This window comes from Bradyrhizobium sp. MI1.11, assembly GCF_055811255.1.
In genome coordinates, this window is the sequence record NZ_JBVVPM010000012.1 from 75557 (window position 1) to 94064 (window position 18508).

21 protein-coding genes are annotated in these 18508 nt (G+C 63.1%); 2 read left to right on the forward strand and 19 right to left on the reverse strand.

Translation table 11 applies throughout. The features are described from left to right. Positions 1 to 21: 21 nt before the first annotated feature. From AC0L30_RS14815 to nac, 12 genes are all read right to left on the reverse strand, one after another. Positions 22 to 771, reverse strand: a complete 750-nt coding sequence (locus AC0L30_RS14815; RefSeq protein ID WP_473404638.1) for an ABC transporter substrate-binding protein — start codon at positions 769 to 771, stop codon at positions 22 to 24. A gap of 130 nt (positions 772 to 901) precedes the next feature. Continuing rightward, positions 902 to 1636: an amino acid ABC transporter ATP-binding protein gene (locus AC0L30_RS14820; RefSeq protein ID WP_473404586.1), complete on the reverse strand. Its 735-nt coding sequence runs from the start codon at positions 1634 to 1636 to the stop codon at positions 902 to 904. Between the two features lie 34 nt (positions 1637 to 1670). Further along, the gene (locus AC0L30_RS14825) at positions 1671 to 2432 is read right to left on the reverse strand and encodes an amino acid ABC transporter permease (protein WP_473404587.1); all 762 of its coding nucleotides are present in this window, start codon (positions 2430 to 2432) and stop codon (positions 1671 to 1673) included. Positions 2433 to 2435: 3 nt separating this feature from the next. Beyond that, positions 2436 to 3137, reverse strand: a complete 702-nt coding sequence (locus AC0L30_RS14830; RefSeq protein ID WP_473404588.1) for an amino acid ABC transporter permease — start codon at positions 3135 to 3137, stop codon at positions 2436 to 2438. Between the two features lie 7 nt (positions 3138 to 3144). Next, positions 3145 to 3909, reverse strand: a complete 765-nt coding sequence (locus AC0L30_RS14835; RefSeq protein WP_473404589.1) for an SDR family oxidoreductase — start codon at positions 3907 to 3909, stop codon at positions 3145 to 3147. A 105-nt stretch (positions 3910 to 4014) separates the two neighbouring features. Next, positions 4015 to 4782, reverse strand: a complete 768-nt coding sequence (locus tag AC0L30_RS14840; RefSeq protein ID WP_473404590.1) for a LamB/YcsF family protein — start codon at positions 4780 to 4782, stop codon at positions 4015 to 4017. Between the two features lie 8 nt (positions 4783 to 4790). Further along, complete coding sequence (locus AC0L30_RS14845) at positions 4791 to 5213, reverse strand: acetyl-CoA carboxylase biotin carboxyl carrier protein (RefSeq protein ID WP_473404591.1); 423 nt, start codon at positions 5211 to 5213, stop codon at positions 4791 to 4793. A gap of 1 nt (position 5214) precedes the next feature. After that, positions 5215 to 6204, reverse strand: coding sequence for a 5-oxoprolinase subunit C family protein (locus AC0L30_RS14850; protein WP_473404592.1), 990 nt, complete (start codon positions 6202 to 6204; stop codon positions 5215 to 5217). Then, a complete protein-coding gene (pxpB, locus tag AC0L30_RS14855) occupies positions 6201 to 6860 on the reverse strand; it encodes a 5-oxoprolinase subunit PxpB (protein ID WP_473404593.1) in 660 nt (219 codons plus the stop codon). Before pxpB ends, AC0L30_RS14850 begins: the two co-directional genes overlap by 4 nt. Next, a complete protein-coding gene (gene accC / locus AC0L30_RS14860) occupies positions 6857 to 8209 on the reverse strand; it encodes an acetyl-CoA carboxylase biotin carboxylase subunit (protein WP_473404594.1) in 1353 nt (450 codons plus the stop codon). Before accC ends, pxpB begins: the two co-directional genes overlap by 4 nt. A gap of 4 nt (positions 8210 to 8213) precedes the next feature. Beyond that, complete coding sequence (locus tag AC0L30_RS14865; RefSeq protein ID WP_473404595.1) at positions 8214 to 8660, reverse strand: acetyl-CoA carboxylase biotin carboxyl carrier protein; 447 nt, start codon at positions 8658 to 8660, stop codon at positions 8214 to 8216. Between the two features lie 137 nt (positions 8661 to 8797). Continuing rightward, positions 8798 to 9715 carry a nitrogen assimilation transcriptional regulator NAC gene (gene nac / locus AC0L30_RS14870; protein WP_473404596.1) on the reverse strand — a complete coding sequence of 306 codons (918 nt, stop codon included), beginning with the start codon at positions 9713 to 9715 and terminating at the stop codon, positions 8798 to 8800. A 188-nt stretch (positions 9716 to 9903) separates the two neighbouring features. Between nac and AC0L30_RS14875 the strand changes: the two genes are divergently transcribed. Beyond that, entirely contained in the window at positions 9904 to 11115 is a 1212-nt protein-coding gene (locus AC0L30_RS14875; protein WP_473404597.1) for an aspartate transaminase, read from the forward strand. Positions 11116 to 11138: 23 nt separating this feature from the next. Then, positions 11139 to 11804 (forward strand): RraA family protein, encoded by a 666-nt coding sequence (locus AC0L30_RS14880; RefSeq protein WP_473404598.1) that lies wholly within the window; start codon positions 11139 to 11141, stop codon positions 11802 to 11804. Between the two features lie 515 nt (positions 11805 to 12319). Here the strand turns inward: AC0L30_RS14880 and AC0L30_RS14885 are convergent. Genes AC0L30_RS14885 through mdcA form a run of 7 tightly spaced genes read right to left on the reverse strand, consistent with a single transcriptional unit; the run spans position 12320 to position 18337 of the window. Continuing rightward, positions 12320 to 13240 carry an acyltransferase domain-containing protein gene (locus tag AC0L30_RS14885; protein ID WP_473404599.1) on the reverse strand — a complete coding sequence of 307 codons (921 nt, stop codon included), beginning with the start codon at positions 13238 to 13240 and terminating at the stop codon, positions 12320 to 12322. Then, the gene (gene mdcB, locus AC0L30_RS14890; RefSeq protein ID WP_007594401.1) at positions 13240 to 14088 is read right to left on the reverse strand and encodes a triphosphoribosyl-dephospho-CoA synthase MdcB; all 849 of its coding nucleotides are present in this window, start codon (positions 14086 to 14088) and stop codon (positions 13240 to 13242) included. The genes AC0L30_RS14885 and mdcB overlap by 1 nt, the downstream gene beginning before the upstream one ends. After that, positions 14085 to 14732 (reverse strand): malonate decarboxylase holo-[acyl-carrier-protein] synthase, encoded by a 648-nt coding sequence (mdcG, locus tag AC0L30_RS14895; protein ID WP_473404600.1) that lies wholly within the window; start codon positions 14730 to 14732, stop codon positions 14085 to 14087. The genes mdcB and mdcG overlap by 4 nt, the downstream gene beginning before the upstream one ends. After that, a complete protein-coding gene (gene mdcE / locus AC0L30_RS14900) occupies positions 14725 to 15465 on the reverse strand; it encodes a biotin-independent malonate decarboxylase subunit gamma (RefSeq protein ID WP_473404601.1) in 741 nt (246 codons plus the stop codon). Before mdcE ends, mdcG begins: the two co-directional genes overlap by 8 nt. Continuing rightward, positions 15452 to 16366 (reverse strand): biotin-independent malonate decarboxylase subunit beta, encoded by a 915-nt coding sequence (locus AC0L30_RS14905; protein WP_473404602.1) that lies wholly within the window; start codon positions 16364 to 16366, stop codon positions 15452 to 15454. The genes mdcE and AC0L30_RS14905 overlap by 14 nt, the downstream gene beginning before the upstream one ends. Next, on the reverse strand, positions 16363 to 16680 hold the full coding sequence (mdcC, locus tag AC0L30_RS14910) for a malonate decarboxylase acyl carrier protein (protein ID WP_473404603.1): 318 nt from the start codon (positions 16678 to 16680) through the stop codon (positions 16363 to 16365). The genes AC0L30_RS14905 and mdcC overlap by 4 nt, the downstream gene beginning before the upstream one ends. 10 nt (positions 16681 to 16690) lie before the next feature. After that, positions 16691 to 18337, reverse strand: a complete 1647-nt coding sequence (mdcA, locus tag AC0L30_RS14915; protein WP_473404604.1) for a malonate decarboxylase subunit alpha — start codon at positions 18335 to 18337, stop codon at positions 16691 to 16693. Positions 18338 to 18508 lie beyond the last annotated feature (171 nt).

Genomic DNA, 18508 nt, shown 5'->3' on the forward strand with positions numbered 1-18508 from the left:
CTCCAGCTCGCCCTGAACACTCTAGGGAATGGGCGTGAATTTCAGCTCGCCAAGTGGGGCGACCTTGTCGGTGCGCACCATCTTGTATTCCGTGGCGGCGCCGAGCCATTTTTCCCAGATCTGATTGATCTCGCCGCTCTTATCGAGTGCGGCCAAGGATTGATTGACCTTTGCGAGAAGGGCCGGCTCGCCCTTTTTCATGCCGATGCCGATCGGTTGAAGGATCATGGGTTCGTCGATCATTCTCAGCGGGACGTTCGCGTTCTTGGACTCGTTGACCAGCTTGGTTATCGTCATCGTATTGGCGACCATTCCGGCCGCCTTGTTCTGCTGAACCGCCATAAAGGCGGAGCCGGTATCCTGGAAAGTGAGAGGATCAGAGCCGTTGAGCTTGATCGACAGCTCGGAGGTCGATCCCTTGGTCGACGAAAGGCGTTTACCCGTGAAATCGGCCTTCTTGGTGCCGGGGTCGCTCGCTTTGACGGCCAGCATTTCCTTTGCGATGTAATACGGGTCGCTGAATTGGATCTGTTCTGCGCGACTAAGAGTGTATGCAAGGTTGGCGACGGTGATGTCCACGTGTCCCAGTTTCACTTCAGGCACGCGCGCATCGACCGACAACGGCGTGATCTTCGCGACGACGCCGAGAGACTTTGCGATCGCGCCGCATAAGTCGACATCGAAGCCAACCATCTCCCGGGTCTTGGAATCCGGTGCGGCGAACGGAGGAACATCGGCAAATGTCCCGCAACGCAACTCCTTGCGCTGCATAATGTCCTGTAATTGGTCGGCACGGGCGGCGAAGATTGTCGCGGCAAGGCTGGCAACAACAAGAACGAAATGACTTGCGAAATTTCTGACTGACATGATCGGACTCCTGCGGTCGGCGGTTGATAGCGGCTTATCGCGCGCGAAGGTCGGCAAGAAAGCGTTGCGCGCGGGGGTGTTCTGGATTGCTGAAGAAACTTTTCGGCTCGGCCACGCTCAGGATGCTCCCGGCATCCATAAACCAGACGCGGTCGGCGACCTCGCGTGCAAATGCCATTTCGTGCGTGACGCACATCATCGTCATTCCCTCGCTCGCCAGGCTGCGCATGACCGCAAGGACTTCGCCGACCATTTCGGGGTCGAGGGCGCTTGTCGGTTCGTCGAACAGCATCGCCGGGGGCTCCATTGCGAGTGCACGCGCAATTGCGACCCGCTGCTGCTGTCCCCCGGAAAGCTGTGCCGGATAAGATCGCGCTTTGTTGACCAGCCCGACGCGATCGAGAAGAAGCATGGCCTTGTCATGCGCGTCGGCGGGCCTGAGGCCGCGGAGGCGGATAGGCGAGAAGATGACGTTCTCCAGCGCCGACATATGCGGAAACAGGTTGAAGCTCTGGAAAACAAACCCGATGCGGCTTCGGATCCGATTTAGTTCCTTGCTGCTCATCTTGGCATGAACGTTCTGGCCGTCGAACGTCAACGTTCCAGATTGGATCTCCTCCAGGCGATTGACCGTGCGGATCAGGGTAGACTTCCCCGATCCCGACGGCCCGCATACGACGACTACCTCGCCCTTGCGAACCTGCGCATTGATGTCGACCAAAGCGTGGTATTCGCCGTATCGCTTGTTGACGTGCGAGAATTCGATCATGTGCGGTTCTCCCGAACTGCTGCGTCGAACATGTTCATAGCTCCGCCGGCAGAGGTTGGCCGTCCTGCACCGCCAAATCCTTTCCGCGAGCGCCTCCGCTGCCAGCTCGCTTCACAGCGATCCGGCGCTCAAGCCAGTTTGCGAGCTGCGTGAGGCTCCAGCAGACCACGTAATAAATGACTGCGAGCAGGAAGAAGACCTCGAACGGCTTGGTGAGCAGGCGGTTGTTGATCTGGTTCGCCGCGAATGTGAGTTCCGGAACGTTGATGACATAACCCAGGGTCGTGTCCTTGATCGTGGAAACAAACTGGCTGAGTATGCTCGGCATCATGTTGTAGAGCGCTTGCGGCAGGATGACGTATCGCATCGCACCGAGGTGGCTATGGCCGAGTGCCCGGGCAGCGTCGGTTTGTCCCGAGGGCAGCGCTTGGATCCCGGCGCGCACGATCTCGCTAAGGAATGCGGCCTCGTAAATCACCAGAGCGCAAACCATCGTGACGAAGCCCGGAACGACCCGCCCGATCAGCAGAGGAACGAGAAAGTACCCCCAGAATATGATCACGAGCAGCGGCACGCCACGCATGGTGTAGACCAACGCCGTTGCCGGCGCGCGCAACAAGAACCAGGGCGAAATCCGCGCCAGGGCGACCAGAACGCTCAGCGGGAATGCCAGCGAGATGCCGAGCACCGAGAGCAGTAGCGTTGCCGCGATACCGCCCAGCGGTCCGTTGGGATATTGTCCGATCAGCAGAAGCAGCCAATCGTCCTGGATGATATGATAGACCTCGGTCAGCATCGCTCAGCGTGCTCCGACCGCTTTGGCGCGTAGGCCGAGCCACGCGCCGATTCCCATCAAAACGAGCGAACAGGTGAGATAGACAACGGTCGCGATCAGAAACGTCTCGAAGGTGCGGAAGCTCTGGTTCTCGACCTCCTTGACCGCGTGCGTGAGTTCGGCCGCGCCAATGGCTATAGCGAGCGTGCTGTTCTTGAACAGCGAGACGGTATGGTTGACCAGCGCGGGAAGAGCATTGGAGAAAGCCTGAGGCAACAGCACATAGCGCATGGTGCCGATATAGCTGTGTCCGAGAGCGCGCGCGGCTTCCTCCTGTCCGGCCACGACCGACCGCAAGCCCGAACGAAGGTCTTCGCTGAAATATGCCGCCTGACAGAGGCCAAGGCCGATGATCGCGAATGTGGCCTCGGCGTAGTGCTCGCTGAGCCAGTTCTGGAAGGCGGACGGCAGCAGGCTGAAGATGCCGAAGTACCAGATCATCAGTTGGACGAGGGTCGGCACATTGCTGTGGTAGGAGACGTAGACGCGGACGGCGCGCTCTGCGATGCGGCTTGGCATCAGCCGGATCACGAGCAACAGGATGCCCAGGCTCATCGCAAGCATCCAGGATCCTACCGCGATGATGAGCGTGACCCAGAAGCCGTCGACCAGCATCCCGGCCAGTTGGGGATTGAGCAGGATTGCGCTGACGTCGAAACCCTGCATCATCTGCTCAAGAAGTTGGATCAGCGGCGGGCGCGGCCGGCTTCGCGGTCGAAAGCCCGCCGGGTACCTGGAGCGTCGGTGTAATCTCGAGGTGGCCGATATTGACGGCTACCGGGGCGGCAATCGCAAAAGCGATCGCATCGGCGACATCAGAGGCTTGTGGAAGCTCATATCCTTCGATGAACCGTTCGTAAGTGTTTGCCGAGTCGCCATGGACATGCGCGAAAATATCCGTGGCGATACGGCCCGGACAGATCTCGGTCACGCGCACCCGCCGGCCGAAGGCATCGATTCGTAATTGGCGCGACAACATGCTGACGGCGGCCTTGGTCGCATGATAGGTGGAGTTTCCGCCGAAATTGTAGGTGCCTGCGATCGAGCTGATATTGATCACGTGGCCCCGATCGCGCGCGACCATTCCCGGCACGACCAGGCGGCACAGATGCAGCACGGCGCGCAAATTGATGTCGATGAGAAGATCGATGTCCTCGGCTTCTGCCTTTAGAAACGGGTTAGGGCGATCGACGCCTGCATTGTTGACGAGGACGTCGAATGCGACCTCTTGTGTAAGCCTGGTCACGCTCTTAAGGTCCGTCACGTCAAGCGCATGGGCGATGCAGCCGGTTCGTTCGGACAATTCTCCGAGCGCCTTCGCACTGCGCGCCAGCGCGTGGACTTCGAGATTCTCGCGCCGCAGGCGCTCGACCACGGCAGCACCGATGCCGGACGAGGCGCCTGTCACGAGTGCAGTCTTGTAATCCGAAAAAGGCATCGCTGGCTTCCAGATCGTTGCCGGAGCTTACCGAGCCGCGGGGCGGCGCGATAAGATGGAATGTCTGTGGCGGGATAAGACCGCCTTATGCGTCCTGCCGCCGGCCTATCCTAGCAGGAGCGAGACCGGAACAATTCTGCCGCCGATGGCCTCGATCTCCCGCCGGATGCGTCTGGCGAGGTCGACGGCGCCGGGCGTATCGCCATGCAGCAGGATGCTTCGCGGCCGCATCGTCAATGGCTTGCCGGAGTATGTCACAACCTCTCCGCGGTCGAGCATGCGCCGCACCCGCTCGATCACGGCGCCTTCGTCTTGGATCACCGAGTCCGGCAGCTTGCGCGGAACGAGCAAGCCGTCATCGTTGTAGGCTCGGTCGGCGAGGAAGGTTGTTGCAATCTTCAGGCCGCAGTCGGCAGCCGCCGCTTCGATGGCGCGGCTGCTGGATGAGACGATCAGCAGCCGAGGGTCGAATTCGGCAACCGCCCGGACCAGTATCGCGGCCAATGCCTGATCGGCTGCAACCATATTTCCAAGGGCGCCATGAAAACTCATATGCGTCATCCGGCCGCCGGCGGAGCGCGTGATGCCGTCGAGGGCGCCGAGCTGATAGATCACCATCGCGGCGAGTTCGGCGCCATCGATGTGCATGATGCGTCGCCCAAAGCCCTGGCGATCGGGAAAACCGACATGGGCGCCGATATCCACGTTTCGGGTCAATGCCAGCCTGACCGTGCGGAGCATGATCAGGGGATCGCCGGCGTGAAAGCCGCAGGCCAGATTGGCTGACGACAGCACGTCCAGCAGCGCTTCGTCGTCTCCCATGAGCCACGGGCCGAAGCCTTCGGCAAGATCGGCGTTGAGATCGATGTCCATGGTCGGTGCTACCTGGCGCTGGCGGGGTGAAGTTCGACAAGGCGGGCTCCGAACCCGACGGGGGTCGCGTGGGCAACCAGGAGGGCGCCGACGATTCCGTCCAGCGGTGCGATCACCGGAACCAGAAGAGGTCCGATCCGAAGCAATCCGAGGGCCTGTCCGGCGCGTACCTGAGTTCCCTCGGGGGCGAGCGCAGCTTCATGCAAGGGGTGGCGGTACAGGAATATCCCCACCGTGGATGCCGCGATCACTTTGCTGGAGAGCATCTGGTCCAACCTGGTGTCGCTTTGCCGGTCGTCAGCCAGATCGTCATGCGCGTGCACGCCATCACTGTCCAGTCGCAGCCGAAACGACGGTCCGGTCAATTCGAGTTCGTCGATGCCGGCCTGGGCCATCCATGCCGAGAGATCGCTGAGATCATCGAAGGACATGTCAGTTGCTCCCCGTGCGGTCGCGATATAGGTCCGCCAGGCGGCGCGCCTCCGCCAGCCAGCGCGCGTTCAGCTCGCCAGCGGCGATCGCTTCGTCCCAGGAAGTTTGCCTGAAGCGGATACGGCTGCCGATCGGCGCCTGGCCGAGCCGCCAGAGGTCGGCTTCGATCACGACGCCGATCTTGGGATAACCGCCGGAAGGCTGTGCATCGCGCATCTGCACGATCGGCTGTCCGTTTGGTGGCACCTGGATGACCCCGGGCACAATTCCATGGGAGCGGGTTTCGATCGGCGCAATGAGGTGCAGCGGCGCGCCATCCAAACGATATCCGTAGCGGTCGCTCTGCGGCGTGACACGCCAGGGCTCGTTCCACAGGGCCTGATGTGCGGCTTCGGTGTATTGCGCGTATTCGGCGGCCGGCAGGACTCTGACGGCCGGCAGACCGCCTTCCGTCAGAGGTAGATCCAGGGCGGGTGGGCTAAATCCGAAGCCTCCCCGGCCAGCACCGTTGGCCCTCGCTCCGGCCCGCAGCCTGTCACCGCTGCGAAGCGGCCGGCCTTCAAGACCGCCGAACGTGCCGCGGAGTTGTGTGCTGCGTGAACCGAGCACCAGCGGCACGTCGACTCCGCCGGCGAGGCAAAGATAGGCACGGCTGGCGCGCCATATTCCCTGACGAGGAATGCCCAGGCTCAGAATCTGGCCGGCCGACGCCGTCTGTACCCACCATGGCGGCAGCGGCAGATCGTCGAGAGAAGCCCCGCAATCGGCGCCGGTGATCGCGAAAGCGCAGTCTTCCAGAAAGCGGACCTGGAACGGAAAAATCTGAATCTCGACACCGGCCGCGTGTTCATCGTTTCCGAGCAGGATGTTTCCTGCCGCCAGTGCGAGATTGTCAAGCGCGCCTGACGCTCCAACTCCCCATTTAAGGGCACCGCCACGACCTTGATCCTGCACGGTCGCGAGCGCGCCGGTTTTCATGATCTCGATCATCGGATCACCTTGGCGATCTTGAACTGCAGCCTATCGCCTGGACGAAGCAGCGCCGGAGGGTCGAGTGCAGGATCGAAGAAACGCATGGACGTGCTGCCGATCGTGTTCCAGCCGCTCGGACCGGCCGAGGCTGAAACGCCGGTTTGCGCTCCGCCGATCGAAACCGCTCCGCCCGGAATACTGACGACCGGCGTTTTGCGCCGCGGCGTTGCGAGCCGCCGGTCCATGCCACCCAGGTAACAATAGCCTGGATGACTTCCAAGCGCGTAGACGACATACGTCGGCCCGCTGTGAATCGCCGCAATTCGATCAATGTCGAGGCCGGTGTGAGCCATGACGTCAGCCATGTGCGGACCGCCGTCGCCGCCATAGACGACCGGCAACTCAATGAGGCGTCCTTCGATTCGCATCGGCACGGCCGCACTCCAGGCCGCGTGCAACCGGGCCTCGATCGGTTTGCAGCATCCGGGGGGACGCGAGAAGCTCAGCATGAGGTTGTTCATGCCGGGGACTGCTTCACGTATTTCCGGCCAACCCTCCGCTTCTCTCGCAAGCGCCCAGATGCGTTCTTGCGTGGCAAGGTCGGTTTCGCCCGGCGCCTCAAACAGCAGCGCGCTTGTTCCCAGGACGCTGATTCGTGGCTGATCGGAGATCACATCAGTCCTCCTTCGCGCAATCGTTGCTCCAAATGATGGATGTCAACACATCCGGCAATGAAGGCCTGGTCCCGCACCAACCGGCGGTGCAGCGCCAGATTGGTGGCAATGCCTTCGACCTGCATTTCATCAAGCGCGATACGCAGGCGGCCGAGTGCATCCTCGCGCGTGTCGCCGTGCACGATCAGTTTTGCGATCATCGAGTCGTAGTAGGGGGATACCCGATACCCGGCGCCGGCGTGGCTATCGACTCGCACGCCGTAGCCGCCAGGCAAATCCCACCGCGTGATCGTGCCGGGCGAGGGGACGAAGCGTTCGGTGTCTTCTGCGTTGATGCGGCACTCGAACGCGTGGCCCCGACAGCGGATATCGGCTTGAGTAAATGTGAGCCGCTCGCCTCTCGCCACGCGGATCTGCTGCTGCACGACATCGATGCCGGTCGTCATCTCGGTAACGGGATGCTCGACCTGCAGTCGCGTGTTCATCTCGATGAAGTAGAAGGCGCCGTCCTCGACGAGAAATTCGAAGGTGCCGAGCCCCAGATAGCCGATTTGCTTGCAGGCTTTGACGCAGCGAGATCCGACCTCCGCCAGCAGAGCTTCTGAAATCCCCGGCGCCGGCGCTTCTTCCAGGACTTTCTGGTGACGGCGTTGCAGCGAGCAATCCCGGCTGCCGAGCCAAACCGCATTGCCGTAGCGGTCCGCCAGCACCTGGATCTCGACGTGACGGGGCCGCGCAAGGAATTTTTCGATGTAGACTTCGGCATTGCCAAAAGATCGGCGGGCTTCTTCTTTCGTGACGGACAGTGCGCCGAGCAGGGCAGTCTCCTGCTCGACCACCCGCATGCCGCGTCCACCGCCACCACCAGCGGCCTTGACGATTACGGGATAGCCGATCTCGCGCGCGAGATCGCGGATCTGGTCGGGATCGTCGGGCAGTGCGTGGTCCGGGCCGGGTACGCAAGGCACGCCGGCCGCTCGCATGGCGCGCTTGGCGGCGACTTTATCCCCCATAACCCGAATGCTAGCGGCGCTGGGGCCAATGAAGACCATGCCGGCTTCTGCCACCCGATCGGCGAATAACGCATTCTCCGAGAGGAAGCCGTAGCCCGGGTGGACCGCCTCTGCGCCGGTGACCTTGGCTGCCATGATGATCGCCGCCTGATTGAGATAGCTTTCACCGGCCGCCGCCGGCCCGATGCAGAGCGCCTGGTCCGCACGACGTACATAAGGGGCTTCGCGATCCGCTTCGGAATAGACCGCAATGGTCTTGAGACCCAAACCGTGGCACGCCCGCTGAATGCGTAGCGCGACCTCGCCCCGATTGGCTATGAGAACGGATTGAAACATGGCATCAAGCAATGCGCATGAGCAATTGTCCGGCTTCGACCTCGCTTCCGGAGGTCGCCATCACGGTTTCAACGACGCCGTCCCGCTCGGCGCAGATGTTGTTGAACACCTTCATCGCTTCGATGACGCACAGCGTCTCGCCGGCTTTGACTGCCTGACCAACGACGACGAACGGTGATGCGTCGGGAGACGGAGTGAGGTGGAGGACGCCGAACAGGGGGGCACGCACGCCAGTATCAGGTTTGTCGGCGATCGCCGAGGCGGCGCCCGGTTCGCGCGGGATGGCTTGGGCGGAAGTCGGGAGAGGCGATCTGGAAACCGGGGTGCGAGACGGCATGCTCGGCGCCCCCCGCACCAACCTGAGCGTCCAGCCGTCCTTGTTCGCGTGCAATTCAGTGAGCTCGGACGATGCCATGGCATCGATGAAAGCCTTGATCTGCTTCAATTCCATGGGCGTATACCCAATTCGGGCTCCTCGCGCGAACACGCAGCCAATGTACGAAAGGCTACTAATGCTCGGGCGCCGGCGCCAAGACATAATGGCTTTGTCCCGATAAGGCGCGCTTATGAAGCCGGGAGTTTAGTTGTTCATCCCGATGCGATCTCGCTGCCAGGCAGCGCGGCGATCAGCTCCAGAAGAATATCCCTGATCGCTTGCGCTGGTTCTGACAGCGGCAGATGGTCCGATTGGCAGAGGGCGAGGGGCGCTTCGATCACCGGGTCCGTGATCCGCGATTGCCAGGCGTTGCATAATGCTGCAACTTCGCGAGCCATCGATTCCGGCAGGATCGTGGCTCCGAGACCGTCGGCGATAGCGGCCGTGAGCGTGCTGGCCGATTCAATCTCCGCGACGACCCTGGGCGTCATTCCGGCGGCGGCAAAAGCCTCGTTCACCATTCGGCGCACGACATTGTAGGGGCGCGGAAGAAACAGCTCCAGCTCTCCGATCATGCGCAGAGGCACCTGTTCGGGCGGCGCCACCATTTGGTCGGACCCGACCAGGAAGAGCTGTTCTTTCAGCAAGGGAACGAACGCCAGGCCATGCACGGCGGTCTGCCCACCGTAGAGCACGGCCATATCCATGCGTCCGTTCATGACGAGTTCGGACAACGTGTTGCCATAGGTTTCGTTGAGGTAGAGCAATATGCCGGGATGGCGGGCGCGCACCGTCCGCAACAGCGGCAGCGCCAATCTGGCCGCAGCCGTGCCGGGAGCCAGTCCGACGGAGACCGCACCCAACAGGCCCTGGCCGGCGGCGTTCATGTCGACTTTCGCCTGGTCGCACTGGCGCAGGATGAGCTGGGCGTGTCGGTAGAGTACCTTGCCAGCTTCCGTCGGCGTGACCCCGCGTTTCGTCCGAAGCAACAATTGCTGCTTGACCTCGCCCTCCAGCGTCGCCAGTTGCTGGCTGAGCGCCGGCTGCGCCACGTGCAGGATGTCGGCTGCTTGTGTAAGACTGCCGATATCGACGATTTTCACGAAATATTGCAAGCGCCTCAGGTTCACGGATTGCTCCCACCGGGCCGTCGCCCTCTACTGCTTGCTCGGCCGGCCTCGGCGCCAGCAAGAACTCTGCCACGTTAGCCGAAATCGCCATCATCTATAAGAGATTCATATCGAGGAAGACCGAACTCGTCTTGGCCTTACCCCGCGCCAAAAGATAGCGTCGCGACCCGACAGTATGATCGAGGTTCATGGTGAACTCATCCCGCATCGCAGAGCGCGTCAGGCGAATTAAGCCTTCACCCAGCACGGCGGCCGCCGATCGCGCCAATGAATTGCGCCGGCAGGGCAGACAGATTGTCAGTCTCGTGGTCGGCGAACCCGATTTCGACACGCCTGCGCACATTCGCCAGGCGGCGGCGAACGCGATGGATAAAGGTGCGACGCGATACACCCTGATGGCTGGTACCGTGGATCTCAGGCGCGCGATTGCGGCCAAGCTCGAGCGCGAGAACGGGCTGACCTATGCGCTCGACGAGATTATTGCAACGAACGGCGCAAAGAGCGCGATCTACAGCGCGTTCGCGGCCACGCTGGAGCCCGGCGATGAGGTGATCATTCCGGCACCCTACTGGGTTTCCTATCCCGATATGGCGATTGCCTGTGATGGTACCCCGGTCTTTGTTCCGTGCGCGGAGGCGCAGAATTTCAAGTTGACCGCGGCGCAACTGGAGGGCGCGATCACCCCGCGAACGCGCTGGCTCGTGATCAATTCGCCGAGCAATCCGACCGGCGCAAGTTATACGGCCGACGAATATCGTGCGCTCGCCGGCGTGCTAGCGAAGCATCCGCATGTCATGGTGATGACCGATGACATCTATGAGCACATTCGCTACGACGGTGTCAGCGTGCCACACCTTCTCACGGTCGCACCCGAACTGCGCAATCGCACGCTGGCCATCAACGGTGTTTCCAAGACCTACGCCATGACGGGCTGGCGGATCGGCTGGATCGCAGGCCCGAGCGATCTCGTCCAGGCGATCAACACGCTTCTGTCCCAATCGGCCGGAAACTGCTGTTCGATCAGCCAAGCCGCAGCCGCGGCGGCCCTCGACGGCGACCAGAGCTTCGTCGAGCAAAGTGTCGCGATCTACCGGCAACGACGCGACGCGATCTTGCCGCTCGTCAACGCCGTTCCCGGCCTGAGTTGCCGGGCGCCGGATGGTGCTTTCTACCTCTATGTCAATTGCGGAGGCTTGATCGGCAAGACCTCGCCCGACGGCAAACGGCTCGACGCCGACGGCGACGTGGTTTTGTATTTTCTCGACAGCGCCGGTGTCGCGTTGGTTGCCGGAACGGCCTATGGGCTCTCTCCCTATTTCAGGCTTTCGATCGCCACCGACATTGAAACATTGACCGATGGGGTCGCGCGCATCGCGCGGGCCGTGTCGGATTTACGCTAACACTCCACACAGGATTCGAAGCCATGCAGACGTCCGGTCTCACGAAGAATGCCTCCGCACCACAGGTGTCCGCCGACATCATCACGGCGCTGCGTGACATCCCCGTGGCGCTCCTAAGCGACAATATGCAGCGCAACCGGGGCTCCGTCGGGCTCACGCCCTATCATAAGCCTGCCTCGCTCGCCGGAACGGCGGTCACCGTACTCACGCGGGGCGGCGACAACCTCGCCATCCTGCGCGCCTTCGAGTTTTGCCGCCCCGGCGATGTCATGGTGATCGACGCGGGTGGCGACACCACGAACGCCGTGATCGGAGGTATTCTATCTTTCTATGGGGCAACCATCGGGCTTGCCGGGATGGTGATCGACGGCGCAATCCGCGACGTGGCGGAAATCCGCGAGCGGACGTTTCCGATCTACGCACGCGGCGTCAATCACCGCGGCCCCTACAAGGATGGTCCTGGCGCGATCAATGTGCCGGTCACGGTCGGTGGGATGGTCGTGCGCCCAGGCGATCTGCTCGTTGGCGATCAGGATGGCCTGCTCGCATTCGCGCCCGATGCGGCTCGCTCGTTGATCGCGAATGCCGAGACTCAGCGTGTCCGCGAAGAAGCGACGATGCAGGCCATGCGTGACGGCCGATGGGATCGTTCGTTCATCGACGCATTGGAAGCGCGGTGCGCGAACTGACGCGCCAAAGCGGAGGAAGCAGGGACCTTCCGGGACGGCTTGCTGAGCAAGGAAAGCCCCGGATCGAGCAGGCCATGGTGAATGATCGCGTTCTCCGGATATCCCACGTGTAAAGTACCGGGCCGGCGATTGTCGATCTCGACGGCAAGCAGCCGTCCGTTGATGCCGCCCGGCATGATCGCGCCGACGAACAGGACATCAAATCCCGCCCCCGATCCGTGAATCCAAGCGCTTCGGGGCCATGATTGGATCTGGTTGGCCCTCGGTTGCTGTAATTCGCTCAAATCGGCCCATGATGGATTGGAGCGAGACTTTAAGTTTTCAAATCGGTTAGAAGCCGCCATGCGCCGACGTGTGCACCGAGAGCTCAAGAAAAATCCCGCATTAGTCTGTCTAAGCAAGCCCTGGAAGCAGGCCGCACGAGGAGCTTCAGCCAAACGGCAGTACCTCTGACCGTTCCATGCCGACCCACGCCGAACGGCTCTCACGATATCCGCCCGCGGTCCCCGCGGCCGCTATTCGGAAGCAACCCAGCTTCGCAAGCCTCCCACCGTGCGAAATCCATCGGCCGCGTAGCAGCGGATGTCGGGACGGAACGACTGCATCATTTCGGCCAGCGCATGTCCCGGACCTAGGTCCAGCACCCTGTTGACCCCCAGCTCTGCCAAGGCCTCCAGCGTCGCCGACCAGTCGACGAGGCGCGCGACCTGGCAGGCAAGCTTCACTGTCGCATCGCTTGCCGAGAAGATGCGCTCGCCGTCGCCTCCCGCGAGCAGGATTCGCCCGCTTGCAATTGGGGCGCGCCTGCTGGCGTCGAGCGCCTCCTGCAATGGTTTGCAGGCTCTCGCGAGCCGTGAGGTGTGGGAAGCGATCTTCACTGCGAGAAGACCGCTGCGCACGGCGCCCCGTCGAACTGCCTCCTGGCAGAGATCGATCACGTCCTGCTCAGAGCCCGCGATCACGACAAGACGATGGGGGTTCCGGATCGCGATCTTGCAGCGGTATGCTTCGAGCAGAGGTTCGAGCGCGGCCCGATCCAGGCCGCGTACATAGCCGAGGCGACCGCCCGGTCCGGCCACACGGTCCATCAGCTGCGCGCGGACATCCGTCAACCGCAAGGCTTCTTCGGCCGTCCATATTCCGGCAATGCTCCAGGCCGCCATCTCGCCGACGCTGTAACCCGTGACGGCAGTTTGCCGGGTCAGCAGGTCGGCAATGCAGCCGTGGATCGCCAGCGCCGATGTGACGGTCAGGATCTGGCTGACATGGTTGGCGGACAGTTCGTCGCTGCCTTGCGTCCTGACCAGCTTCCGGGGATCCTCGCCGAGACAGGCGGTCGCCGCAGCAAAGATCGGCTCTGCGGCAGCTCGATCGGCGACCAGATCGAAGACCTTGTCCGAAAGCGTACCTTGTCCGCCGCAGAGCAGCGCTAGCATCAGCGCTCCAGCCGATCGACGAACAGCGCCATGGCCAGCAGATCCGCCGAGCCGCCCGGGCTGAGATTGCGCGCCACGAACGCGTGATGAATATCGACGGCGCGGGCGCGCCACTCCGCAGACCCGACGCCTCCGGCGGAGAGGAATGCCGATGCGCTGGCTTGCGCGAAGCGCAATCCCTCGGGTCCGCCCCGATGGAGCAAGTTGGTGTCGGCAACATTGGCGATGAGGGTCATGCATGTCTGAATGCGCACCGCTTCCTCGTCATCAGGTGCGCGCGTCCGTGCCGCGCGCAACGCGGGCAGTGCGATGTCATAGACCGACGGAAAGCCATCGGCCGCTTCCGCCCTGGCGCCGCCGGCGCCGTAGCGCCGGGCGGCCACGGAGCCATGGCTGCGCAGCGATATCGGGCCGGACAGGATGTCGTCGCCCCACCTTTGCGACACCACATCGCCGAGCGACTTTCGAAGGCCGAGCGCGCTGCGAAAACCGGCCGCGGCGCAGAGGAGGCCCAGCCCGAAGATTGCGCCGCGATGCGTGTTCACTCCTGCTGTAGCCGCGAGCATGGCGCGCTCGGCCGCGACCCCGATCGCGCGCAGTCGGCTCATGCCGGCGCCCTCGGCGCCCGCAACCGCCAACTCACGGAAGAAGGCAGTGAGGGTATCGGCACTGCGGCACAGCAGCTCGGCGTCCATGTCGCTGTGTGCGCCGTTGTCGATCTGGCTGACGAGCCCCGGCTTCGGATGCGTTGTAACCTCAAGCTTGAGGCAAAGCGATGCGAGATCACCGATCTGCTCCGCATGGAGCTCGCGTCCCGGCTGTGATTGCCATCTCAGCGAAATAGTCATGGCGTCCTGCCTGCGAGAAAAGCGGCTCTAGTCATGCTTTGAACACCGCTGTGCCGCTTCACGAGAACTTCGTCCGCGTTCGCGCCTGTCAGTTCACGCCATTGCACGCCGCCTGCGGCACAGATGATCTCTCCGTCCAACCGCATCGGCGCCAGGTGCGCAATGTCGGCGATCTCGAAGGGCAGGGTGCTCGCCTGCTCGGGTGCCAGTGCGGGCCACAGCAGGTCGAGGTCCGACTGATCCGAAAGATAGGGCAGGCCGGTGAGATGTTGCCAAGCCAGGCTGCCGAAAGTTCGGGTTTCCGGACACAGGCGGACAAGCCGATCGATCGTGTCCTGCCACGCGGCGGGGGCGGACGCGGCCGCGTCGGCCAGCAGCGGAGGCGGCTTCTGCTCGATAATCTCGCCGGCATCGAGCGCGACCGCGATGCGCCGCTTGCCGTGAGACGGCGGCAGCGGCATTCCGACCGGAATAGTTCCCGCGGGATGGCTGCAGCCTGGCCGCCGCACGACGAGCGGACGGCCGGCGCGCGCCCAGCCTTCGACGATCAAATGCTCGGCTAACTCCGGGTGCCGTGCCATCACCGCGGTCCAGGCGGCCGGGGAAGTCTTCACCATCGTATGGCGTTCGAGAGGATCAGCCACGGCGCAGGTCCCGGGATGCGCTCGTCGCCATCGCGACGACCCGGTCGGCGATGTCGGCTGCCTTCCGCCGTCCACCTCGTTCGGCCCCGAGCCGGCCGCGATTATCCTGTCCGATAGGCCGATCCAGCACGGCCGCAAACTGCGGTGCCAACGGCGCAGTTTCGTCCCAGACAATTTGAATGCCGCCGGTGCGAACCATGTTGTCGAGCCCGGGCGCGAACACCGGCGTCGCTTCCGCCTTGGCCTTCAAAAGCTCGATCGGAAGCTTGGTGACCCGCGCCATCGACGGCAGATCCATCACGGCGGGATGCGCGCCCGGAAGCGCCACCAGCGTGCCGGTGGCCAGCGCCGTTGCGATGAACGCGCCGGCCGCGCTGCCGCCGTAGAGCAGACCGACGGTGCGGTGACCTTCTGCCTCCGCCAGCAGCAGCGCCTTGGCGAGATGCGACAGGTACTCGCTGAGGCCGAGCAGCTCGTCGCGCCGGCTCATGCGCTGACTGGCGGAATCCACCAGAACCAGGATCGGAGCGCGGTCTTGCGATCCGATGATCTCGATCACATGGCCTGCGAGCTCGATCGCTTCGTCCACGCCAAGGTCCTGTCCTTGGCTGATGCCGAGCACGTGGACCGGCTTTCCATCGGCTAGCGTCGCCTTGCCGGCGATGATCGCACCGGTGACCTCGATCTTGCTGCCGTTCGGGAAGAGGCCGGCCAGAATGTTATCGAGCGTCATCGGCGTTCTCCCTCTTGCCTGCCGCGCGAAGGAACGTGTCCGTTGGAAGCGCGGGGATATTGGTCGGCTCGTTGAGGCCAAGCGACTGCCAGATCTCGACGGCGTCCTCGCTATCGCCGAAGCGCTGCATCCGCCGCTCGAGGCGCTTCTGCTCCGCCTTGAGAACCGCTGGATCGCACCGTTGCTTGAGCTTGAGCGCGTCGATCGCAGCCCGACGGAACGCCAGCGCGTCGTCGTCGACGAACATGTCGGCGCCGCCGATCAGGTAGCGGTGCTTGCCACCCATCGTGCGCCAGACCAGCGCGCGGTCGCGCGAGTCGAACTCCTCGATGCCTTTGTTGGTCTCGATCACCTCGGGACCACTGACACTGATCCGGCCCTGCTCCGACACGATCAGGCGCGAGCAGGTGCCGGCGATCAGGCTCCCGCCGCCGTAGCATCCGGCGCGTCCCCCGATCAGCCCGATCACGCTGATGCCCGCGCGCCGTGCCTCGACGATTGCGCGCATGATCTCGGCGATCGCGAGTTCACCGGCATTGGCCTCTTGCAGCCGTACACCGCCGGTGTCGAACAGGATCAGCACGTCCTGTTGCAGCAGGCACGCCGCGCGCAGCAGTCCGGTGAGTTTGGCGCCATGGACTTCACCGAACGCGCCGCCCATGAAGCGTCCTTCCTGTGCGGCAACGAGCACGGACGAACCGTCCACCCGGCCGCGCCCGATCACAATGCCGTCGTCGAACTGCTCGGGCAGATCGAAGATCGAAAGATGCGGACTCGTCTCTCTCAATTCGGGGCCGATCAGTTCACGAAAGCTGCCGGCATCGACGAGAGCGTCGATGCGCTGCCGGGCGCTCGCCTCATACCAGCTCAGCGAAACATTGTTGGCTGTGGCGGCTGTCATCGTTCCGGCTCCTCGATCTTGCGGACGCCCTGTGCGAGCCGTAGCGCGACCGTGTCGGGCCGGGCTCCGCCGTCATTGATGGAAATGCGCAAGCCACCGGCCGACCGGCGGGCGACGAAGTCGCGGACCACGGCATCCCACACCATGCCGAAGCCATGGGCGGCGGTAGCGATCTCGATGGTGCAGACATCGGCGGGCGAGGTCCGTTCCAGCAGGACCTCGAGATTGCCGGACGCGACGACACCGACGATTGCCTGCGAGCGAGTGCCGCTGGCGCTGCTCGGGGAAGACAGTCTGAAGCTGAGCTTTTCCATGCAAAACTCCTCACCAATTGCGGAAGCGGCTGGGCGGGCGGTAGAGGCTGCCGGAGGCCAGCATGAGGTCCTTGATCGACCGGGCCGCCAGCAGATTCCGGTCGGCGTCGAGCGGATCTATGCCGAGATCTTCGGGGCGCTGAATCACACCACGCTGCCTGAGCTGCTCGACAAGTTTCGGATCGCGGGCGCGGCCGATGCCGGTGTATCCGGCAACTCCGCGTATCGCCTGCTCGCGCTCGTCCTTGGTGCGGCACATCAGGAGGTTGGCGATACCTTCCTCGGTTACGATGTGGGTGACGTCGTCGGAATAGACCATCACTGGCGCGAGATCGAGCTTGAGCTCGCGCGCCAGCTCGAGCGCGTCCAGCCGCTCGACGAACAGCGGGGCGTTGCGCTCGCCAAAGGTCTCGCCGATCTGCACCACCAGCTTGCGGCCGCGGCGCAGCGCTGCATCGGCGTCGGGCGCAGCCTCGGCGCCGGCCTTGAGCCAGGGTTCGCTCGGGTGGCGGCGGCCCCGTGGATCGGATCCCATGTTGGGGGCACCGCCGAATCCGGCGATGCGGCTGGTCGTAACCGTCGAGCTGTGGCCCTCGAGGTCGATCTGGAGCGTCGACCCGATGAACATGTCGCAAGCATAGAGGCCCGCGGTCTGGCAGAAGGCGCGATTGGATCGCAGCGACCCGTCAGGTCCCGTGAAGAAGATATCCGATCGGCCGGCGACATAGTCCTCCATGCCGACTTCCGATCCGAAGCAATGGATCTGCTCGACCCAGCCGGCTTCGATCGCCGGAATCAGCGTTGGATGCGGATTGAGCGCGAAGTGGGTGCAGATCTTGCCCTTGAGACCGAGTTTCTCGCCATAGGTCGGGAGCAGCAGCTCGATCGCGGCGGTGTTGAAGCCGATACCGTGATTGAGTCGGCGCACGCCATAGGGGGCGTAGATGCCCTTGATGGCCAGCATCGCCGTCAGGATTTGGGTCTCGGTGATGGCGGCGGGATCGCGGGTGAAGAGCGGTTCGACATAGAAGGGGCGCCCGGCTTCGACCACGAAATGCACGAGGTCGCCGGGAATGTCGACGCGGGGCACCTTGTCGACGATCTCGGTGACCTGCGCCACGACGAGGCCGTTCTTGTAGCTCGTCGCTTCCACGACAGTCGGCGTGTCTTCGGTGTTCGGTCCGGTATAGAGGTTGCCGTCCTTGTCGGCGCTCACCGCGGCGATCAGCGCAACGTTCGGCGTGAGATCGATGAAATAGCGGGCGAACAGCTCCAGGTAGGTATGGACGGCGCCGAGCTCGATCTTGCGGCCGAACAGCATCTTCGCGATGCGCGCCGCCTGCGGGCCGGAATAGGAGAAGTCGAGCCGGCGAGCGATGCCCTTCTCGAAGATGTCGAGATGCGCGGGCAGCACCACACCGGACTGGACCATGTGCAGGTCATGAACCTCGGCAGGGTCGAGGTTTGCGAGCGCCGAGGCGAGGATGTCAGCCTGCTTCTGATTGTCGCCCTCGAGGCACACCCGGTCGCCTGACCTGACCACGGTTTTGAGAAAAGCTGGCAGGCTCGAGAGAGGAACGACCTTCCCCTCGGCGTAGCGTCGGCCCGCCGCGAGGCGCTCGCCCAAAGCGGCCTTTTGCATACCCCAATCGTTCATCTCGGCTCCCCGGCATGCGCAGCTCGTTTCGAGCAGGTTCAATGTATGCATGTTGCGTTACAATGTCAATTAGTGTATGCACAATTCCATAAGCGAGTGATATTCGCATACACAGGAGGGAATTTGCGATGGGATTGCATGCATGGCGTCCATATCCGGGGGTCCGATCCT

Bases quoted from the DNA above. Each gene is read 5' to 3' on its own strand.
- mdcE (WP_473404601.1), bottom strand. From the start codon at position 15,465: ATGACGCTCGATAACATTCTGGCCGGCCTCTTCCCGAACGGCAGCAAG.
- mdcC (WP_473404603.1), bottom strand. From the start codon at position 16,680: ATGGAAAAGCTCAGCTTCAGACTGTCTTCCCCGAGCAGCGCCAGCGGC.
- AC0L30_RS14885 (WP_473404599.1), bottom strand. From the start codon at position 13,240: ATGCTAGCGCTGCTCTGCGGCGGACAAGGTACGCTTTCGGACAAGGTC.
- AC0L30_RS14825 (WP_473404587.1), bottom strand. From the start codon at position 2,432: ATGCTGACCGAGGTCTATCATATCATCCAGGACGATTGGCTGCTTCTG.
- AC0L30_RS14865 (WP_473404595.1), bottom strand. From the start codon at position 8,660: ATGGAATTGAAGCAGATCAAGGCTTTCATCGATGCCATGGCATCGTCC.
- AC0L30_RS14830 (WP_473404588.1), bottom strand. From the start codon at position 3,137: ATGCAGGGTTTCGACGTCAGCGCAATCCTGCTCAATCCCCAACTGGCC.
- AC0L30_RS14820 (WP_473404586.1), bottom strand. From the start codon at position 1,636: ATGATCGAATTCTCGCACGTCAACAAGCGATACGGCGAATACCACGCT.
- AC0L30_RS14840 (WP_473404590.1), bottom strand. From the start codon at position 4,782: ATGGACATCGATCTCAACGCCGATCTTGCCGAAGGCTTCGGCCCGTGG.
- AC0L30_RS14905 (WP_473404602.1), bottom strand. From the start codon at position 16,366: ATGACAGCCGCCACAGCCAACAATGTTTCGCTGAGCTGGTATGAGGCG.
- AC0L30_RS14835 (WP_473404589.1), bottom strand. From the start codon at position 3,909: ATGCCTTTTTCGGATTACAAGACTGCACTCGTGACAGGCGCCTCGTCC.
- AC0L30_RS14850 (WP_473404592.1), bottom strand. From the start codon at position 6,204: ATGATCGAGATCATGAAAACCGGCGCGCTCGCGACCGTGCAGGATCAA.
- AC0L30_RS14845 (WP_473404591.1), bottom strand. From the start codon at position 5,213: ATGTCCTTCGATGATCTCAGCGATCTCTCGGCATGGATGGCCCAGGCC.
- AC0L30_RS14880 (WP_473404598.1), top strand. From the start codon at position 11,139: ATGCAGACGTCCGGTCTCACGAAGAATGCCTCCGCACCACAGGTGTCC.
- AC0L30_RS14875 (WP_473404597.1), top strand. From the start codon at position 9,904: ATGGTGAACTCATCCCGCATCGCAGAGCGCGTCAGGCGAATTAAGCCT.
- AC0L30_RS14815 (WP_473404638.1), bottom strand. From the start codon at position 771: ATGCAGCGCAAGGAGTTGCGTTGCGGGACATTTGCCGATGTTCCTCCG.
- accC (WP_473404594.1), bottom strand. From the start codon at position 8,209: ATGTTTCAATCCGTTCTCATAGCCAATCGGGGCGAGGTCGCGCTACGC.
- mdcB (WP_007594401.1), bottom strand. From the start codon at position 14,088: ATGACTATTTCGCTGAGATGGCAATCACAGCCGGGACGCGAGCTCCAT.
- mdcA (WP_473404604.1), bottom strand. From the start codon at position 18,337: ATGAACGATTGGGGTATGCAAAAGGCCGCTTTGGGCGAGCGCCTCGCG.